Genomic DNA, 18,056 nt, shown 5'->3' with positions numbered 1-18,056 from the left:
GCCTCTCCATCGGGCTGCACCGGCTCCCGTCGGCGGAGTACCCTTCCTTGATCGTTGAAAGGGAGATGAAGGCGGTGCGCGGGTGAGCTCGGGAGGCCTGGAGCTACCCCCCGGTGACGTGGGTCACGAGGGGGATTCCGGCGACATCCCGCCCGGGGCGGTCTCCCTCGCGCGCCCGATGGAGATCGGGGCGGAGCTGGACTGGGGCGCGGAGGCCTGGAGCGAGGTCCGCACCCGCGCGCAGCGGGCCGGGCGCGCCTACATCTGGCTGAACCTGGTCGAGCAGCGGCTGCGGTCCGTGGTGGCCGCCGTGCTGAGGCCCATCTACGAACCGGTGCACGGCGAGGAGTGGGTGGTCGCCGCCGCCGGCCCCGCCGGGCAGGAGTGGGTGCAGCGGGCGGTGGCCGTACGGGAGGTGTCGCGGCGCAAGGGCTATCTCCTGGACCCGGCCGACGACAACGTCCTGAGCTTCCTCACCCTCCCGCAGCTGCGGGAGCTGATGGTCCAGCACTGGCCCTGCTTCGAGCCCTACTTTGACGACCGGCGTGACGTGGAACTGGCGCTGGACGAGCTGGAGGTCGCGCGGAACGTCGTCTCGCGCAACCGCGCGCTCTCCGAGACGGTCCTCGCGCAGGCGGAGCGGGCCTCGGCCCGGCTGCTGGAGATCCTCGGCGGGGGCGCCGGGATCCCGTCGACCGCGCGGCTGCGGGTCGACGCGGTGGAGGACCTGGTCGGCGACCGGTACGCGGACGTCGTCTCCGTCCACCCCGACCGGGTCAGGCTCCAGCGCCAGATCCCGGCGGAGGACCTGTTCGGCGGGGCCCGGCGCGTCGACGCGATCGGGATAGGCCTGAACCTCCTCGTGCAGAACTTCTCCGGGCGCCGCCTGATCCGGCTCGCCGAGTCGGGCTGCCGGATACGGCTCGTCTTCCTCAACCCCGCGAGCAGCGCGGTCAAGCGGCGCGAGCGCGAACTGGGCCTGAAGAAGGGCGAGCTGAGCCGCACGGTGGAGATGAACATCCTGCACATGCGGCGGGTCCGCTCCAACCTCCGCGACCCGGGCGCCTTCGAGATCCACGTCTTCGACGAGACCCCGCGCTTCACCGCGTACCTGGTGGACGGCGACGGCCCCGACGGCCTCGCCGTGGTCCAGTCGTACCTGCGCCGGGCCCGCGGCATGGAGGCCCCGGTCCTGGTCCTGCGAGGCGGCGGCCGCGAGGTGGTCCGAGCGGGCCAGGAACAGGAACACGGCCTCTTCCAGACGTACCGCGAGGAGTTCGAGTCGGTCTGGACGGACTCCCGCCCGGTGTCCTGAACACCGGGTGCACCTGGGGCGGGTGCGCGCTCATCGGAGAGCGTGGCTGTCAGGGTTGTGCCTGCGGCAATTGAGTCCGGAAGGGTCGAACTGCTTGACCGCCCCGTGGCCGCCGGCCGCGGCGGAACCACCGTCACCTACGCCCTCGCCTCGTAGAAGAACCGGACGCCTGCCCACTCACCTCCAACGGCTGGAGCGCGAGAAGGCAGGTGCCCGGACGGGCGGTCATGCCCGGGGCAGTGAAAGCCGCCGCGCAGGTGTTGTCGGGTGGTCACCATGGTCTCGGGCCACGCGGCCCGGAGCCCTGGGAGTCGAAGTGCGCGCTCGTGCAGCGGAAGGGCTGGTCGGTGCCCGTGCTGGTTCCACACGGTGTTGTCAGGGCTGTGCCTGCCGCGTGTACTTGATCGTGAGGGACAGCCCCAGCCACAGGGCTACGGCGACCACGCACAGGACCCACCCAGCTGGGTTCCCCATGATTCCGATTGCGACACCGGATACGAGAAGAACGACAGAAGCGACGGAGGCCATGACGTAATACATGCGGACTTTCGCCTGCTGTTCAACTGACTGTCCGAGACGACCCATGGTGGAGCCACCCTCCTGTAGTTTTCGATGTGGAGGGTGGGCGGCAGAATCGGCCGCCCACCCGAAGATTGACTAACCACCGATCAGGTTTGACACCCCTGTGCTTGCGCCCCACGCCCCGGCGTAGCAAACGGCCTGCCCGCCGACTGCGGAGGCGCCCAGGGTCGCGGGAGTGGTCAAGCCCAGTACGGCTTCGCACCCGAGTCCCACCGCCGCACCGGCGGCGAATCCGGCCACATCCCCCCAGAGGGCTTGTGTATCGCCCTGGCGCAGGTGGTCGACGGCTTGTATTCCGTCACCTATGGGACCGAGCCAGTCGAGTGCCGAGAGCCCCGTGGGGTCTGTGTGGTTAACGGGGTCGCCGCCGGCGTAGAGGTAGCTGTTGTTTTCCTTGCCGGAGGGGTCGGGTTGGGTGAAGCGGCCGAGGTTGGCGTCGTAGTAGCGGGCGCCCATCTTGTAGAGCCCTGACGGGTCGAGGTAGGTGCTGGTGTAGCGGTAGGGCTGCGCGGTGCCGGTGGTGGTGCGGGGTTCGCCGTAGGGGCCGTAGGCGTAGGTGGCGGTGCGTTTGCCCGTGGCGTCGACGAGGCCGATGACCGAACCCTGGACGTCCGTGAGGTAGTACTGGCTGTTCCCCCCGGTCCTCATGGACACCAGGGTGCCCGAGGGTTCGCGGACGAAACCGGTGGTGGTACCGGCGGCGTTCTGGTTGCTCAGGCCGACGGCCGCGTTGGTGAAGGTGGTGGTGTCGCGGGCCAGGCGCTGGGTGTTGTCGGTGCCGGCGTAGGTCTGGCCGGTGGTGGCACCGGCCTGGGTGTAGGCGCCCAGTTGGGTGAAGGGGGTCCACGTCCCGCCCGTGCGGGTGCCGGTGGGACCGGCCGCGCTCGTCTCGTTGCCGGCGCCGTCGTAGGAGAAGTTGGTGTTGCCGTTGAAGGCGGTCAGCTCGCCCGCGTCGTTGTAGGTCGCCTTCTGGGTGGCGTCGTCGCAACTGGCGGGAAGGCTGGTGCCGGAGGAGCCGCCGGTGCGGTTGCCGGCCTTGTCGTAGCAGTAGGCCCAACCGGCGGTGGTGGCCCCGCTCCTGGTCTCCACGGCCTTGGTGAGGCGGCCCGCGGTGTCGTACGTGTAGGCGGTGGCGGCGCCGTCCGCGGTGCGCTTGCGGATCTTGTCGGTGTCCTTGCCCGCGTTCGCGTAGTCGTAGGAGATCGAGGACAGGGTCGTCGTACCCGACTTGGCCTCGACCTTCGTGGGCCGGCCGGAGTTGTCCGGGGTGACGGTCTGGATGGTGCCGCCCGGGAAGGTGGTCCTGGTCCGCTCGCCGTTGTTGTTGTAGCTGTAGCTCGTCCTCGCGCCGCCCGGTTCGGTGACGGAGGTCAGCTGGTTGGCGTCGTCGTAGCCGTACGTCACCGTGCCGCCGGAGTCGGTGGCCGTGGCCAGGTTGCCGGTGGCGTCGTAGGTGATCGAGGTGGCCGGGGTGCCCGGCAGGGTGCGGGTGCGCTCGCGGTTCTGCTCGTCGTAGGTGAACGTCGAGGTTCCGGCCGGGGTGGTACGGGTCTTGAGGTTGCCGTCCGCGTCGTAGGTGTACGTGACGGTGGCACTGCCGGCGGTCTGGGTCTTCACCCGGTCGCGGTTGTCGTAGGTGTAGGTGGTGGTGACGCCGCGTCCGTCGGTTGTCGTCCTCTGACGGCCCAGGGTGTCGTAGGTGTACGTGATCGGGTCGAGCGGGGACGGCGGGGTGACCTTGGTCAGGTTGCCGGCGGAGTCGTACGTGTAGCCGGTCTTCTTCTCCCGTGGGTCGGTGGCCGTGCAGCGCTGGCCGGGCAGGCCGCCGCAGGTCATCGTGCCGGTCCTGGGGTTGTAGGTGTACGTCCACTTCGCGGCGGTGCCGCCGGAGGTGGAGTCCTCGGAGGTCAGCAGGTTGCCGGAGGTGTCGTAGCCGTTGGCGGTCTTCTCCGCCGAGGCGGAGGTGGCCGTCTCGGGAAAGTAGCCGCTGCCCTTCTTCACCCAGGTCGCGGTGGCGGAGGCGCCGGTCGGGAGGGCCGCCGAGGTGGGGTTGAAGGCGGAGTCGTACGTGTAACTGGTGACGTTGCCGTCCTGGGGGGAGGCGCCCATCGCGTCGGTGGCCGTCGCGATGTTGTTGTCCGGGCCCCAGGACTTCGAGCGCTCGTGCCCGAGCGGGTCCTCGGTCCCCTTGGTCCGCCAGAATCCGTCGACCGTCTTGAGCGTGTTCTTCCCCCGCGGGTCGGTGATCCGGACGAAGCCCTCACTGCTGGTGTTGTCGGGGCCCAGCGCCCAGCTGAAGACGGTGGTGTTGCCGGCTCCGGTCGAGTTGTCGACCACGCGGGTAAGCGAGGCGACCTTGGCGCTGTCCCAGGTGAACCTGGTCTGCCGCCCCTCCGCCGTCGTGACCTTGGTCGGGCGGCCGGAGGTGTCGTAGTCGAAGGTGGTGGTCCTGCCGTCGGTGTCGGTGAAGGTCTTGATCAGGTCACCGGAGTAGGTGTAGCCGATCGTCCGGCCGGTGTTGTCGGTGACCTCGGTGAGGTGTGTGCCGTCGTTGGCGAAGGTCAGCGTGCGGCCCGACGCGGAGGTGATCTTGGAGGTGAAGTCACCGGAGTAGGTGATCGTGGTGGCGTTGCCGTTCTTGTCCTCCACCTTCGACACTCGTGCGGGCCCGGTGGTGCCCGGACGGCTGAAGGTGGTCTTCTCCCCGGTGCGACGGGTCGTGAGAGTGAAGGACTTCTTGTCCGAGGCCTCGGTCAGATCCTGCTTGTAGCCCTTGGCGGGGGTGAAACCCGCGCCGTCCCGGGCGAAGACGGCGACGGTGCGCGACGGGCCTTCGACCGAGGCGCCGTTGGGGGTGGGCTCCGTGACGACGTAGTCGGCGCCGGAGGTGGCGCTCCACCCCATGCTGTTGAGGCTGTTGAAGGTGTCGCCGTAGGACAGGCCCGGGCCGGAGTCGGGGATGTCGAAGCCCTCGACGGTCAGGAGCAGGTTGCCGTTGCCGTAGTTGACCTGGGCACTGACACCGTCGGAGAGCTGGGCGGAGTAGAACTCCGACCAAGGGACCTGGCCGATGCCGAAGGCGTGGAAACCCGGATCGGCCTCGGCGGACTTCACCAGCGGCCGCCCGGCGGAGTCAGCCGTCTCCAGCGGGGTGCTCGCCGGTGCCTTCGTCACCCCCAGCGGCGACGGGCCCGGCTCGGCCGCGGGGGCCGGCGCGCCGGCGGGACGCGTGGCCGGTAGGGGCTGGGCGTTCGCGGGGAGGGCGGCGGTCATGGTGGCCGTCGCGGTGGCCACCGCCAGGACGGACAGCGGCCACCAGTGTCTGCGGCGGCGCGCCACGGGCATGCGAGGATTCACGAAGGTCTCTCCGATGCGTGAGATGGCGAAGGAGCAGGACCTGCTGGGGCGGCATCCCTGCACGGATGCCGCCCCGCCCTGTTCCCCTCGCCGGAGGTGAGGTGGGAGAAGTGGTACGAGACGTCAGGTGGGCTACGGTCAGCAGCGCTTGGACGTACGGGTGCTGAGCGGCACCGGGTAGTCAGGGATGCTGATCGTTCCGTCGGCCGAGGTGCACTCGTCGGCCGTGTCGGCCGCGGCGCTCCAGAACTCCTGCGCGTGAGTGTCGAACACCACTCGCTTACCGACCAGGGCGCTGCGCTCGTACGCCCACACGCCGACCGTCAGGGTGAAGTTGACGTTCTGGTCCAGGAAGGACTTCCACGCCCAGACGTAGCCGTAGTTCTTGTCGCAGCTGGGCGAGTAGAACTGCTTGACCGAGGCGATCGTCTCGGTGTCCCGGTAGATGTACTCGGTCGTGCCGATCTGCGCGGCGTCCGCGCACACCCCCGCCGCCGTTGCCACGGCACTGAGCGGATTGCCGGCCTCCGTACCCGCCGTACCCGCCGCGGCGTTCGCGGTCCGCTGCTGCGGTGTGGCTCCCGGACCGACGCCCGCCGAAGCCACCCCCGTGCCCAGCAACGACATTGTCGCCCCCGCGACCGTCGCCACCAGCGTCATCTGTACACGTCTCACGTGCACAACCCCCTCGAAGAAGCACGCAACCCGCATGGCCCGAACGGGTATCGGGGTGTACGCGCTTTGGAAGGCGCACCGACCGGTGCGCCTTCCCATCCTCACCACACGCCCCACCGGAACGGCACATTCCATCGGAACCGCTACACCACGCGAGCACTCTGACGTACGGTCACCTCACGGATTCGGAGTGCATCCTCCTTCGAATCGACGGGAGTCGTGCGGCCCTGCATCAGATCCCCAGCCCGGTGTGTGGGGCGACGGCAGGTGTGCGGGACGGGGTGTAAGGCGTGACGTACACGACACGCATGACACTCCCATGTGCGGGCAGACGCAGCGGTTTGCTCGGTCCTGGGAGCGGCGGCGGCAATGGTGACGGGCCGGTGTCGCGCTCGTCGGCGGTTCCGTACGGCCTGCCCGGCCGGGGGCGCTGTCAGTGGGGGGTGGCAGGGTGGGGGTTCGGCGGGGGAAGCGCCTACACGGGGGTAGCGCCACCGCTCGACTAGGGAGGGATCACGATGACTTGGCACGGTGAGGCGCTGGTCGCGTTCGACCTGGAGACCACGGGCACGGACATCGAGAGCGATCGCATCGTCACCGCCGCGCTGGTGAGGCTGGAGCCGGACGGGCGGGTCGGCGAGGAGCGGACGTGGCTGCTCGACCCGGGGATCTCCATCCCCGAGCAGGCGTCGGCGATCCACGGCATCTCCACGGACCGGGCCCGCGCGCACGGTTCGCCGGCCGCGCCGGCGGTCGGGGAGATCACGGAGGCGGTGGCGCGGGTGTTCCGCTCGGGCGTACCGCTGGTGGTGATGAACGCGCGGTACGACCTGTCGCTGCTGGACCGGGAGTGCCGGCGGCACGGGATCGAGCCGCTCTCGGCCCGCCCGGTCGCGGACCCCTGGCCGGTCGTCGACCCGCTGGTGCTGGACAAGCACGCGGACCGGTACCGCAAGGGCCGGCGCACCCTCCAGGCGCTCTGCGCGCACTACGGGGTGGAGCTGGCGGACGCGCACAACGCGCGCGCGGACGCCGTCGCGGCGGCCCGCGCGGCGCGCCGCATGGGCGAGAGGCACCCGTCCATAGGATCCGTGCCGCTCGCGGACCTGCACGAGCTCCAGGTCCGCGCGGCGGCCGAGCAGTCCGCCTCGCTCCAGGACTATCTGCGGCGTACGTCGAATCCCTCGGCGTACATCGAGCCGTCCTGGCCGCTCGTCCCGCACGGCGCGCGCGTGGCCTGAGCGGCGGTCAGAACGGGTACCAGCGGACCTCCGGGTCACCGTCCCGCAGCGAGGCGACCCGGCGGCGGAACTCCGCCGCGGCCTTCGGGTTGGCCGGGGCGTGCTGGGCCACCCACGCGCAGCTCGCCGTCTCGCGGGCGCCGCGCAGCACGGTCCAGCCCGGCCAGTCGCGCACGTCCCAGCCGTACGCGGACGTGAAGGTGTTGTACGCGTCGGGGGCCAGTCCGTACCGGTCCCTGGACAGGGCCATCACCACCAGGTCGTGCTCCCGCAGGTCCGCCGAGAAGGTCTCCAGGTCGACCAGGACCGGTCCGTCCGGGCCGACGTGGACGTTGCGCGGCAGCGCGTCGCCGTGGATCGGGCCCGGCGGCAGGTGCGGGGTGAGGGCGGCCGCCGCATCGGCGAAGCCGTCCCTGCGCTCCCGCAGGAAGGCCGCGTCGGCCGGGTCGACGGCGTCGCCCGCGAGCCGCAGCCATCGCTCGACCCCGCCGAGCAACTCGCGGCGGGGGAGGGCGAACGACGGTTCCGGCAGGGCGTGGACCGCGCGCAGCAGGGACGCCAGGTCGGCGGGTCCCGCCGGGCGCACGGCGTCGGGCAGCCGGTGCCAGAGGGTCACCGGGTGGCCGTCGACGGTACGGGCCTCCGGTTCCGCCGCCCGTACCGCCGGAATGCCGCACTCCGCGAGCCAGGACGCGAGGGAGACCTCCCGCCGGGCCCGGTGGAGCAGTTCGGGCTCACGGGCGGCGTCCCGGCCGACCTTGACGACCAGGTCACCGGCCGCGAAGACGGCGTTCTCGCCGAAGGCCAGCAGTTCCGCGTCGCGGGGTTGCCCCGCCGCGGCCAGGATGTCCCGCGCCCGTGCCTCGTCCATGGATCGTCCGGTCTCCTCGCTCCGGCCGCCGTTCGACCGTCCCGACCGGCAAGTCTCGCATCCGCACAGGCCACCTTGACGAACGGAAGGCCCGTCAGCACGATGACGAGGGCCAACGGAGCACCCCCCACCGCACTCCCGAGCCGCCCGAAGGAGTCGAATCCGTGACATCGGCGACCGCGACCGCGACGGCGCGGTCCGGCAGGAAGAGACCCGCGCGCGGCGCCGGCCACGGAGCCTGGTTCCTGGTCCTGCCCGCCCTGATCCCGATCCTCGTGCTGAGCGTGGGACCGCTCCTGTACGGGATCGCGCTCGCCTTCACCGACGCCCAGTCCGGCCGCACCGAACCCACCCGGTGGATCGGGACGCTCAACTTCCAGGACCTCCTGCACGACACGCTGTTCTGGGACTCGTTCCGGATCGGGCTGGTGTGGGCGGTCGGCGTCACCGTCCCGCAGTTCGCGCTCGCCCTCGGACTGGCCCTGCTGCTCGACCAGAACCTCCGCTTCCGCTGGCTGGCCCGCGCCCTCGCGATCATTCCCTGGGCCATGCCCGAGGTGGTGGTCGGCATCATGTGGCGGCTCGTCTACCACGCCGACGCGGGCATCCTCAACGAGACGCTCCGCGACACCGGCCTGGGCGACGGACGGGACTGGCTGACCGGCCTCGCCACCGCCCTGCCCGCCGTGATCGTCGTCGGGATCTGGGCCGGCATGCCCCAGACCACGGTCGCGCTGCTCGCCGGCCTCCAGAACACCCCGCACGAACTGCACGAGGCCGCCGCGCTCGACGGCGCGGGCGCGTGGCGCCGCTTCCGTACCGTCACCTGGCCCGCACTGCGCCCGGTGGCCCTGGCCATCACGGCGCTCAATTTTATTTGGAACTTCAACTCGTTCGCCCTGGTCTACGTGCTCACCAGCGGCGGGCCCGGCGGCCGCACCCGGCTGCCGATGCTCTTCGCGTACGAGGAGGCCTTCCGCTACGGCCAGTTCGGCTACGCCGCCGCCATGGGCTGTGTCATGGTCGCCGTGATCTCGGTGATCCTCGCGTTCCACCTGGTCGGCCGGCTCCGAGAAGGGGACGACGGATGAACACCCGCACCCGGGGACCCGTGCGCGCCGGGCAGTACGCCGCGCTCCTGTGCTACCTCGTCTTCCTCGCCTTCCCCCTCCTCTGGCTGATCTCGACGGCGTTCAAACCCGCCCAGGAGCTGGCGAGCCTCCACCCCACCTGGATCCCCGAGCACCCGACCCTCGGCAACTTCCGCCAGGCCTTCGACGAACAGCCGCTCGTCCGGGCGGCCGGCAACAGCCTGGTCGCCGCGCTCTCCACCGCCGTGATCGCCGTCGTGATCGCGACCCCCCTGGCGTACGTGATGGCCCGCACCCGCGGCAGACTCGCGGCGGCGGCGACGGGGTGGGTGGTCGTCAGCCAGGCGTTCCCCTTCGTCCTCCTGATCATCCCGCTGTTCCTGGTCCTCAAGAACCTCCGCCTGATCAACTCCGTGCCCGGGCTGGTGATGGTGTACGTCGTGTGGTCGCTGCCGTTCGCCCTCTGGATGCTCGTCGGGTACGTCAGGGCCGTGCCCGCCGAGCTGGAGGAGGCCGCGTCCGTGGACGGCGCGGGCCGTCTCCGTACCCTCGTGTCCGTCACCGCGCCCCTGCTGGTGCCGGGCATCGTCGCCACCGCGCTCTTCGCGTTCATCACCGCGTGGAACGAGTTCTTCTTCGCGCTCGTCCTGCTCAAGTCCCCGGAGAAACAGACGCTCCCGGTGGTCCTCACCCACTTCCTGGGCGCGGAAGGGGTCGCCGACCTCGGGCCGCTCGCCGCCGCCGCGTTCCTCGCGACCCTCCCGTCGCTGGTCGTCTTCGCCGTCATCCAGCGGCGCATCACGGGCGGCATGCTCGCCGGGGCGGTGAAGAGCTGATGCCGCTGCGCAGAGCCGCCGTCGCCCTGGTCGTCCTGGCGCTGCTCCTCACCGGCTGCTCCGGCGGGCGGGAGCCCCACGACGGCCGGATCACCCTGCGCTTCCAGTCCCTGGCCTGGCAGGACGAGTCGGTCCAGGTCAACAAGGAGCTGGTGGCGGAGTGGAACGCCGCTCATCCGGACATCCGCGTCGAGTACGTGCAGGGCAGTTGGGACAGCGTCCACGACCAGCTGCTCACCTCGTTCGAGGGAGGTGAGGCGCCGGACATCATCCACGACGCCTCCGACGACCTCGCCGACTTCGCGTACGGCGGCTACCTCGCCGATCTGCGCCCGCTGCTGCCCGCCCGGCTGCGGGACGACATCCCGAGGAGCAGCTGGGACACGACCACCTTCGGCGGCGGGGACGGCGGCGGGGACGGCGACCGAGACGGCGGCGGGGTGTACGGGGTGCCGTTCCTCCAGGAGCCCCGGGTCCTGATCGCCGACAAGAAGGTCCTCGACGCGTCCGGGGTGCGTGTCCCGACGCCGGACAAGCCGTGGAGCTGGCCCGAGTTCCGGCGGGTCGGCAAGGAACTGACCGCGTTCATGGGCCCGGGGAAGCACGCCGTGGCGTGGCCGCTCAAGGAGCCGGTGTCCGCGACCCTCAACCTGGGGCTGTCCACCGGGGGCCGCCTCTTCCACCGGGGCGCCGACGGGAAGGTGACGGTCCGTTTCACCGACGGCGACGCGGTGGTCCCGGAGACCGTCCGCGCCCAGGTGAACACCGACGGGAGCGCGTCCGGGGCGACGCTCGGGATGGGCGGGTCCGACACACTGCCGGGGCTGTTCGGCGGCCTGTACGCGATGGTCCCGCTCGGGTTCTCGTACCGCCAGCAGATCATCCAGCAGGCGCCGGACGGCTTCGAGTGGACGGTGCTGCCCGCACCGGCGGGCGACGACGGGGGCCTGGCCCAGGGGGTGAGCCCGCAGACCCTGTCGGTCGCCGAGGACAGCCCGTACAAGAAGGAAGCCGTGCGCTTCATCGACTTCCTCCTCCAGCCGTCGAACATGGTGCGGCTGGCGAAGGGCGACTGGATGCTGCCGACGGGCACCCGCGCGCTCGCGGACCCCTCCCTGCACACCGCGAAGGACGGCTGGGCGACGGGCGCCGCGCTGGCGAGGGACCTGCGGTCGGCCCCCGCGCAGTCCGTGCGCGGGTATCCGGAGTGGAAGGACAAGGTGGCGACGCCGGCGCTCCAGGAGTACTACAGCGGGGCGATCGGCCGGAAGGAGCTGGAGAAGCGGCTGGTGAAGGACGGGAACCTGGTGCTGGCGCGCTATCAGCGGTGAGGGGACCCAAAGGAAATGAGGTTGTACGAGACGTCTCGTCTCGTCTAGGGTCCGGTCCATGACCGCACCGAAGCCCGCCCATGTCGCCATGTTCTCCATCGCCGCCCACGGGCACGTCAACCCGAGCCTGGAGGTGATCCGCGAACTGGTCGCCCGGGGACACCGGGTCAGTTACGCGATCCCCGCCGCCCTCGCCGACAAGGTCGCCGCGACCGGTGCCCGGCCGGTGATCTACACCTCGCTCCTGCCCCCGCCCGACGCCGACCCCGACGCCTGGGGCACCGAACTGATCGACCACGTCGAGCCGTTCCTCGACGACGCGATCCAGGCGCTGCCGCACCTGGCCGAGGCATTCGAGGACGACCGCCCCGACCTGGTCCTGAGCGACATCACGTCCTATCCCGCGCCGGTCCTCGCGCACCGCTGGGGGGTGCCGTACGTCCAGCTCTCGCCGAACATGGTCGCCTGGGACGGGTACGAGGAGGTCGCCGCGCCCATGAACGCCGAGCTGGAGTCGACGGAGCGGGGACGGGCGTACCTGGCGCGGTTCACGGCGTGGCTCGACGCGCACCACATGGACCACACCGACCGGGACCGGCTGGTCGCCCGGCCCGGTCGCTCGCTCGTCCTGATCCCCCGGGTGCTCCAGCCGTTCGCGGACCGGGTGGACGAGTCCGTCTTCACCTTCGTCGGCGCCTGCCAGGGGGACCGCGCCGACCAGGGGGAGTGGCGGCGGCCCGAGAAGGCCGGGAAGGTGCTCCTGGTGTCGCTGGGCTCGGCGTTCACCAAGCGGCCCGACTTCTACCGGGCGTGCGTCGAGGCGTTCGGGGGACTGCCGGGATGGCATGTCGTCCTCCAGATCGGCGCGTTCGTGGACGAGGCCGCGCTGGGTGACGTACCGCCGAACATCGAGGTGCGCCGCTGGGTGCCGCAGATGTCCGTCCTGCGGCAGGCCGACGCGTTCGTCACCCACGCGGGCGCGGGCGGCAGCCAGGAGGGCCTGGCGACGGGGACCCCGATGGTCGCGGTCCCGCAGGCCGTGGACCAGTTCGGGAACGCCGACACGCTCGTCTCGCTGGGGGTGGCCCGCCGCCTCGACACGGCGGACGCGACACCGGAGGCGCTGCGGGAGGCGGTGCTCGCCGTGGCCTCCGACCCGGCGGTGGCGCGCAGGCTGGCGGAGATCCGGGCGGAGATGGCCCGGGAGGGCGGCACGCGGCGGGCCGCGGACCTGATCGAGGACATGCTGCCGACGGCCGGGGCTGCGGGCGCGCCCGGCGGCGGGGGTGTGTGACGGGCAGGTTGTCCCACGGGCGCGCCCCGGCCGCCTCTATCGTGGTCGGATGACCACGACGTACGCGGCTCTCCTGCGCGGAATCAATGTGAGCGGCCACAAGCGCGTCCCGATGGCCGACCTGCGCGCCCTGATCGAGGGGCTGGGCCACGGCGACGTCGTCACCTACCTCCAGAGCGGCAACGCCGTCTTCACCAGCGCCTCCGACGACGAGGACGCCGTCGCCCGCGAGCTGGAACAGGCCATCGAGGAGCGCTTCGGGTTCGCCGTGGGCTGCGTGGTGCGCGACGGCGCGTATCTCCGTACCGTCGTCGACGCCTGCCCGTTCCCCGCGGACACCCTGGAGGGCAGGCAGCTCCATGTCACCTTCTTCTCCGCGCCGGTGGACCCCGAACGCCTCGCGTCCGTGGACCCCGCCGGCTACCTCCCGGAGGAGTACAGGCTCGGCGACCGGGCGCTCTACCTGTACGCCCCCGACGGCCTCGGCCGGTCCAAGCTCGCCGTTCCCCTCGGCAGACCGGCCCTGTTCAAGGGCGTCACCGCCACCAGCCGCAACTGGAACACCGTCGTCAAACTGGTGGAGCTGACCCATGACTGAGCTGACGTCCGCCGTCACCGAAGCCGTCGAGGCCGAACTGCGCTTCCTCGACCCCGCGGTGAACTCGTCCCCCGAACTCCTCGCCGAACTGCTCCACCCCGACTTCACGGCGTTCGGCTCCTCCGGGCGGACCTGGGACCACGACTCGCTCATCGGCGTCCTGCGCGAGCGCAGCCCCGTCCGCCCGATCACCGCCTCCGCCCTGCGCGGCACCCAGCTCGCCCCGGACGTCGTGCACCTGACGTTCGACACCGACTCCAACGGCCGCCGCGCCCACCGCAGTTCCCTCTGGCGCCTCACCGACGGCGCCTGGAAGCTCTACTTCCACCAGGGCACGGTCTTCGGCCAGGAGCCGGACGCCGACGACCCCCCGGACACTCCCGCACGGTGACGGGAGCGCCTCGCCTATCCTCGGAGGGCGGGGACCTCTCAGGTCAGTACGTCTGACCTGCGGCAACACCGGACGGAGTCGGCATGCGCCACATCATCATCGGGTCGGGGGCCGTCGGTGGCAGCATCGGCGGACGCCTCGCCGAGAGCGGCCAGGACGTGGTCCTCGTCGCCCGGGGCGCCCACTACGAGGCGCTGCGTACCCACGGCCTGCGGCTCACCACCCCTGACGGCACCCGCGTCCACCGGCCGCCGGTCGTCACCGGACCCGAGGGCCTCGTGCTGCGCCCCGACGACGTGCTGATCCTCTCGGTGAAGACCCAGGACAGCGTAGCGGCCCTGGACGCCTGGGCGGGCCGGCCGGTCGAGGGCGGCGGTACGGCGGGTGAGCTGCTGCCCCTGGTCTGCGCGCAGAACGGGGTGGAGAACGAGCGTCTCGCCCTGCGGCGCTTCCGCCACGTCTACGGGATGTGCGTCTGGCTGCCCTCGTCGCACGTCGACCCCGGCGAGGTCGTCGCCCCCTGCACGCCGTACACCGGCATGCTGCACGTCGGCCGCTACCCCTCGGGCCTCGACGGGACCGCCCGCCGGATCTCCGCGAGCCTGGAGAAGGGCGCGCTCCTCGCCCCGCTCGCGCCGGACGTGATGCGCTGGAAGTACACCAAGCTCCTCGCGAACCTCTCCAACTCCCTGGGCGCCCTCACCGGTCCGCCCGACACCGACGAGGCACGGCTGATCCAGCGGCGCGCGTACGAGGAGGGGCAGGCGGCCCTGGCCGCCGCCGGGATCGACGCGGTGAGCGCGGAGGAGGCGGCCGCGGTGCGCGGCGACCACCTCCGCCAGGATCCGGACCTCGCCGCCGGGCGGGACGGAAGCTCCTCCTGGCAGAGCCTCAGCCGGGGCACGGGCTCGATCGAGGCGGACCATCTCAACGGCGAGATCGTCCTGTTGGGGCGCCTGCACGGCGTCCCCACCCCGGTCAACGAGACCCTGGCGCGGGTGGCGAACACCTTCGCCCGCGAACACCGCCCGCCCGGCACGATGACCGTCGCCGAACTGACCGCGCTCATCGACGCGACCGCGCGGGAATCCGGGCAGGAGTAGGGCGCAAGTGGCCCAGCCGAACGAGTCGGAAATGGCCCGTGAGGCAGGGCCAACCGGCCCCTAGTCTGTTCGTATGACCTCGCAGACGCCCGCGGCGGCGGACCGGGAAGCCCCCACCACCGTCGACTTCTACTTCGACCCCGCCTGCCCCTTCGCCTGGATCACCTCCCGCTGGATGCTGGAGGTCGAGCGGGTACGCCCCGTCGACCTCCGGTTCCGCGTGATGAGCCTGTACCTGCACAACGCCGGCAACGAACTCCCCGACTGGTACCGGGACCTGGTCGACCGCTCGATCGGTCCGGTACGGGTCGCGGTGGCCGCCGCCGAGCGGCACGGCGAGGGGGTCCTGCGGGACCTGTACACCGCGTTCGGCACCCGGATCCACCGGCGCAAGGAAGCCGACTTCGACGTCGTGATCGCCGAGTCCCTCGCGGAGCTGGGGCTGCCGGCCGCACTCGCGGAGGCCGCCCACGACCCGTCGTACGACGAGGCCGTGCGGCGCGGTCACGACCGGGGGAAGGATCCCGCCGCCGACGCGTACGTGGGGACGCCGACGATCCACGTCGACGGAGCCGTGTGGTTCGGGCCGGTGCTGAACTCCGCGCCCCGGGGCGAGGCCGCCGGGCAACTCTTCGACAGCGTACGGGTGCTGGCCGGGTATCCGGACTTCTTCGAGTTGAAGCGGACCCGCACGGGCAGCCTCACGCCGTAGGCGCCCGGCCCCCAGCTCGCCCGGCCCTCAGCTCGCCCGGCCCTCAGCTCGCCCGGCCCTCAGCTCGCCCGGCCCTCAGCCCGCCCGGCCGTGCAGGGTATGCAGGGCGAGCGCGGGCGACGGCGCCGGCCCGCAGGCCTCGTCGTACCGCGCCAGCAGCAGCTTCGCCAGCTCCGGCGCGGCGCCCAGCACCTCCGCCAGGACATCGGCGCCCCCCTCCTCGGCCCCCGCCACGATCCGGTCGGGCAGCCGCCCCGGGGCGATGACGTACGGGGCGACCGCGACGCGGCGCGCCCCCTCGGCGCGCAGCGCGCGTACCGCGTCCTCGGTGCGCGGCGACGACGCCGACGCGAACGCGGGCCGCACCGCGAACCAGCCGGCCCGGCGCTCCCACTCCCGCGCGATCCCGTCGATCACCGCCGCCGCCTCCGGGTCGGAGGAGCCCGCCGAGGCGAGCACCACCCCCGTGGCCGACCGGTCGGCGTGCGCCAGGCCCGCTTCGTACAACCGCCGCTCCAGCGCGCCCAGGAGCAGCCGGGAGGGACCGAGCACCCCGGCCTGCCGGACCCGCAGCCCCGGCAGGCGCTCCGACGCCTCCCGCAGGACGGCCGGGATGTCGGTTTTGGCGTGGAACGCCCGGGTGAGCAGCAGCGGTTGGGCGACGACCTCCACCGGGTGCGGCGCGCACTCCCCGGCCAGCCGGTCCAACACCGCCGGTACGGACGGCGCGACGAAGTCCAGGAAGCCCGTCTCCACCCGCAGCCCCGGCCGCAGCGCCCGCACCCGCCGGGCGAGGGCGCGCACGGTCGCCGCGTGCCGGGGGTCACGGCTGCCGTGCGCGACGACGAGCAGCACCGGGGGACGGTGGGAGGGGTGCACGGGAATCAGCTCTTCACGAGGAGACCGCGGTTGCGCAGGACCCACCGCTCCAGCGGACTGAAGATCAGCAGGTCGATCGCGATGCCGACGATCAGGATCAGGAGGATGGCGAGGAACACCATGGACATGCTGCCGACCGTACGCCCGTTCTCCAGCAACTGGCCCAGGCCCACACCGAGATCGGGCGAGGACGCGATGATCTCGGCGGCCATCAGGGACCGCCACGAGAACGCCCAGCCCTGCTTGAGACCGGCCAGGTAACCGGGCAGCGCGGCCGGCATGACGATGTGCCAGGTGTTCCTGAGCCCGGTCGCGCCCAGGGTGCGCCCGGCCCGCAGGAAGAGCGGCGGCACCTGGTCGACCCCGGACACCAGCCCGTTGGCGATCGAGGGGACCGCGCCCAGCAGGATCACGGCGTACATCATCGTGTCGTTGAGACCGAGCCAGATCACGGCCGGCGGCACCCACGCCACCGACGGCAGCGACTGGAGCCCCGACAGGATCGGTCCGATGGCGGCCCGCACGAACTTCACCCGGGCGACCAGCAGGCCCAGCGGGGTGCCGATCAGCAGCGCCAGCAGGAAGCCCAGCAGGCCGCGCGAGACGCTCGTCCAGATGTAGCCGAGCAGCGTGCCCTGCGCCCAGGCGTCGGACAGCTCGCCCCAGACGGCGCCGGGCGACGGCAGCTTGTAGTCGTCGGTGACCTTCGCCCAGATCAGGATCTGCCACACGACCAGCACGAGCAGGACGGCGACGGCGGGCGGCAGCACCTTCTGGACCAGGGTGTGGCGCAGGGGGGTCCGCCCGGTCTGTACGGTGTCCAGCGCGTCGAGCCCGGCCTCCAGGCCGGCCATGTCGCCGCGCCCGGCCCCGGCGGCGGTCCGCGCGTGCGGACCCGCGGCGCCGTCGTCCGCCGTGTCCGTGACCGCGTCCGGCGCCGCCGCGTCGCGCGGCGCCGGGTCCTTCTGCGGCGTCGTGTCAGTGCTGGCCATGTCGGCGGATCTCCCCACGCAGTTCTTCGGTGATCTCGACGGACAGCTCCGCCACCTCGGCGTCCTCGATCCGGCGCGGCTGCGGGATGTCCACCCGCCACTCGCGGGCGATCCGGCCGGGGCGCGAGGACAGCAGGACGACGCGCTCGGCGAGCCGTACCGCCTCGCGCACGTTGTGGGTCACGAACAGCACCGACAGGTTGGTCTCGCGCCAGATCCGGGTCAGCTCGTCGTGCAGCACGTCACGGGTGATGGCGTCGAGCGCCGCGAACGGCTCGTCCATCAGGAGCAGTTGGCTGTCCTGGGCGAGCGCCCGCGCCAGCGCGACCCGCTGGCGCATCCCGCCGGACAGCTCGTGCACCCGCTTGCCGTACGCCCCTTCGAGCCGTACGAGCCCGAGCAGCCGCTCCGCCTCGGGCCTGCGCTCCTGCTTGGCCACCCCGCGCAGCCGCAGGGCCAGTTCGATGTTCTTGCCCGCGGTCAGCCACGGGAACAGGGCGTGCTCCTGGAACATCAGCGCCGGCCGCCCGCCGGGGGTCTCGATGGACCCCGCGGTCGGGCGGTCGAGGCCGGCCACCAGGTTGAGCAGGGTCGACTTGCCGCACCCCGAGGCTCCCAGGAGGGTGACGAACTCACCCGGAGCGACATCGAGCGTGATGTCGTCCAGTACGAGCTGCCGCCCCGCGGGGGTCGCGAAGGTCTTGGAGACGTGCGCGATGCGCGCGGCGTGGTCCACCGACGTGGTGCCGTCGGCGGCCTTGGTGAGCGTCGTAGCCATGGTCGTCACC

Annotated in this window: 15 protein-coding genes and 1 pseudogene; 10 read left to right on the top strand and 6 right to left on the bottom strand. The window is 71.9% G+C overall.

Annotated features, from left to right (window positions below):
• Positions 1 to 82: 82 nt before the first annotated feature.
• Positions 83 to 1,315: an SAV2148 family HEPN domain-containing protein gene (locus HA039_RS06720; RefSeq protein ID WP_167025214.1), complete on the top strand. Its 1,233-nt coding sequence runs from the start codon at positions 83 to 85 to the stop codon at positions 1,313 to 1,315.
• Between the two features lie 657 nt (positions 1,316 to 1,972).
• On the opposite strand, the gene HA039_RS34345 is transcribed toward HA039_RS06720, so the two are convergent.
• The gene (locus HA039_RS34345) at positions 1,973 to 5,242 is read right to left on the bottom strand and encodes an RHS repeat-associated core domain-containing protein (protein WP_279592820.1); all 3,270 of its coding nucleotides are present in this window, start codon (positions 5,240 to 5,242) and stop codon (positions 1,973 to 1,975) included.
• Positions 5,243 to 5,392: 150 nt separating this feature from the next.
• Positions 5,393 to 5,929, bottom strand: a complete 537-nt coding sequence (locus tag HA039_RS06705; RefSeq protein WP_243869229.1) for a hypothetical protein — start codon at positions 5,927 to 5,929, stop codon at positions 5,393 to 5,395.
• A gap of 518 nt (positions 5,930 to 6,447) precedes the next feature.
• Between HA039_RS06705 and HA039_RS06700 the strand changes: the two genes are divergently transcribed.
• Complete coding sequence (locus HA039_RS06700; RefSeq protein WP_167025208.1) at positions 6,448 to 7,170, top strand: 3'-5' exonuclease; 723 nt, start codon at positions 6,448 to 6,450, stop codon at positions 7,168 to 7,170.
• A 7-nt stretch (positions 7,171 to 7,177) separates the two neighbouring features.
• Here HA039_RS06700 and HA039_RS06695 read toward each other — a convergent pair whose 3' ends face one another.
• Positions 7,178 to 8,041: a phosphotransferase enzyme family protein gene (locus HA039_RS06695; protein ID WP_167025204.1), complete on the bottom strand. Its 864-nt coding sequence runs from the start codon at positions 8,039 to 8,041 to the stop codon at positions 7,178 to 7,180.
• Positions 8,042 to 8,205: 164 nt separating this feature from the next.
• Here HA039_RS06695 and HA039_RS06690 point away from each other — a divergent pair, with 164 nt between their 5' ends.
• The 8 genes and pseudogenes from HA039_RS06690 (at position 8,206) to HA039_RS06655 (ending at position 15,397) form a co-directional block, all read left to right on the top strand.
• A complete protein-coding gene (locus HA039_RS06690; protein WP_167025201.1) occupies positions 8,206 to 9,132 on the top strand; it encodes a carbohydrate ABC transporter permease in 927 nt (308 codons plus the stop codon).
• A complete protein-coding gene (locus HA039_RS06685; RefSeq protein WP_167025198.1) occupies positions 9,129 to 9,968 on the top strand; it encodes a carbohydrate ABC transporter permease in 840 nt (279 codons plus the stop codon). Before HA039_RS06690 ends, HA039_RS06685 begins: the two co-directional genes overlap by 4 nt.
• A complete protein-coding gene (locus HA039_RS06680; protein WP_167025195.1) occupies positions 9,968 to 11,299 on the top strand; it encodes an ABC transporter substrate-binding protein in 1,332 nt (443 codons plus the stop codon). The genes HA039_RS06685 and HA039_RS06680 overlap by 1 nt, the downstream gene beginning before the upstream one ends.
• A gap of 15 nt (positions 11,300 to 11,314) precedes the next feature.
• Positions 11,315 to 12,593, top strand: a pseudogene (gene mgt / locus HA039_RS06675) (macrolide-inactivating glycosyltransferase).
• A gap of 49 nt (positions 12,594 to 12,642) precedes the next feature.
• Complete coding sequence (locus tag HA039_RS06670) at positions 12,643 to 13,191, top strand: DUF1697 domain-containing protein (protein ID WP_167025189.1); 549 nt, start codon at positions 12,643 to 12,645, stop codon at positions 13,189 to 13,191.
• Positions 13,184 to 13,582, top strand: a complete 399-nt coding sequence (locus HA039_RS06665; RefSeq protein WP_167025186.1) for a nuclear transport factor 2 family protein — start codon at positions 13,184 to 13,186, stop codon at positions 13,580 to 13,582. The genes HA039_RS06670 and HA039_RS06665 overlap by 8 nt, the downstream gene beginning before the upstream one ends.
• Positions 13,583 to 13,665: 83 nt before the next feature.
• Positions 13,666 to 14,685 (top strand): ketopantoate reductase family protein, encoded by a 1,020-nt coding sequence (locus HA039_RS06660; protein ID WP_167025183.1) that lies wholly within the window; start codon positions 13,666 to 13,668, stop codon positions 14,683 to 14,685.
• Positions 14,686 to 14,758: 73 nt separating this feature from the next.
• Entirely contained in the window at positions 14,759 to 15,397 is a 639-nt protein-coding gene (locus HA039_RS06655) for a mycothiol-dependent nitroreductase Rv2466c family protein (protein ID WP_167025180.1), read from the top strand.
• Positions 15,398 to 15,472: 75 nt separating this feature from the next.
• Here the strand turns inward: HA039_RS06655 and HA039_RS06650 are convergent, their stop codons facing one another.
• From HA039_RS06650 to HA039_RS06640, 3 genes are read right to left on the bottom strand one after another with little or no spacing between them, the layout of a single operon-like run.
• On the bottom strand, positions 15,473 to 16,276 hold the full coding sequence (locus HA039_RS06650; protein WP_167025177.1) for a sirohydrochlorin chelatase: 804 nt from the start codon (positions 16,274 to 16,276) through the stop codon (positions 15,473 to 15,475).
• A gap of 5 nt (positions 16,277 to 16,281) precedes the next feature.
• Positions 16,282 to 17,268 carry an ABC transporter permease gene (locus HA039_RS06645; protein ID WP_167025174.1) on the bottom strand — a complete coding sequence of 329 codons (987 nt, stop codon included), beginning with the start codon at positions 17,266 to 17,268 and terminating at the stop codon, positions 16,282 to 16,284.
• Entirely contained in the window at positions 17,255 to 18,046 is a 792-nt protein-coding gene (locus HA039_RS06640; RefSeq protein ID WP_167025171.1) for an ABC transporter ATP-binding protein, read from the bottom strand. Before HA039_RS06640 ends, HA039_RS06645 begins: the two co-directional genes overlap by 14 nt.
• Positions 18,047 to 18,056 lie beyond the last annotated feature (10 nt).

The organism is Streptomyces liangshanensis (genome assembly GCF_011694815.1).
Taxonomy (GTDB): Bacteria; Actinomycetota; Actinomycetes; order Streptomycetales; family Streptomycetaceae; genus Streptomyces; species Streptomyces liangshanensis.
This window is presented reverse-complemented; position numbering and strand designations above follow the sequence as displayed.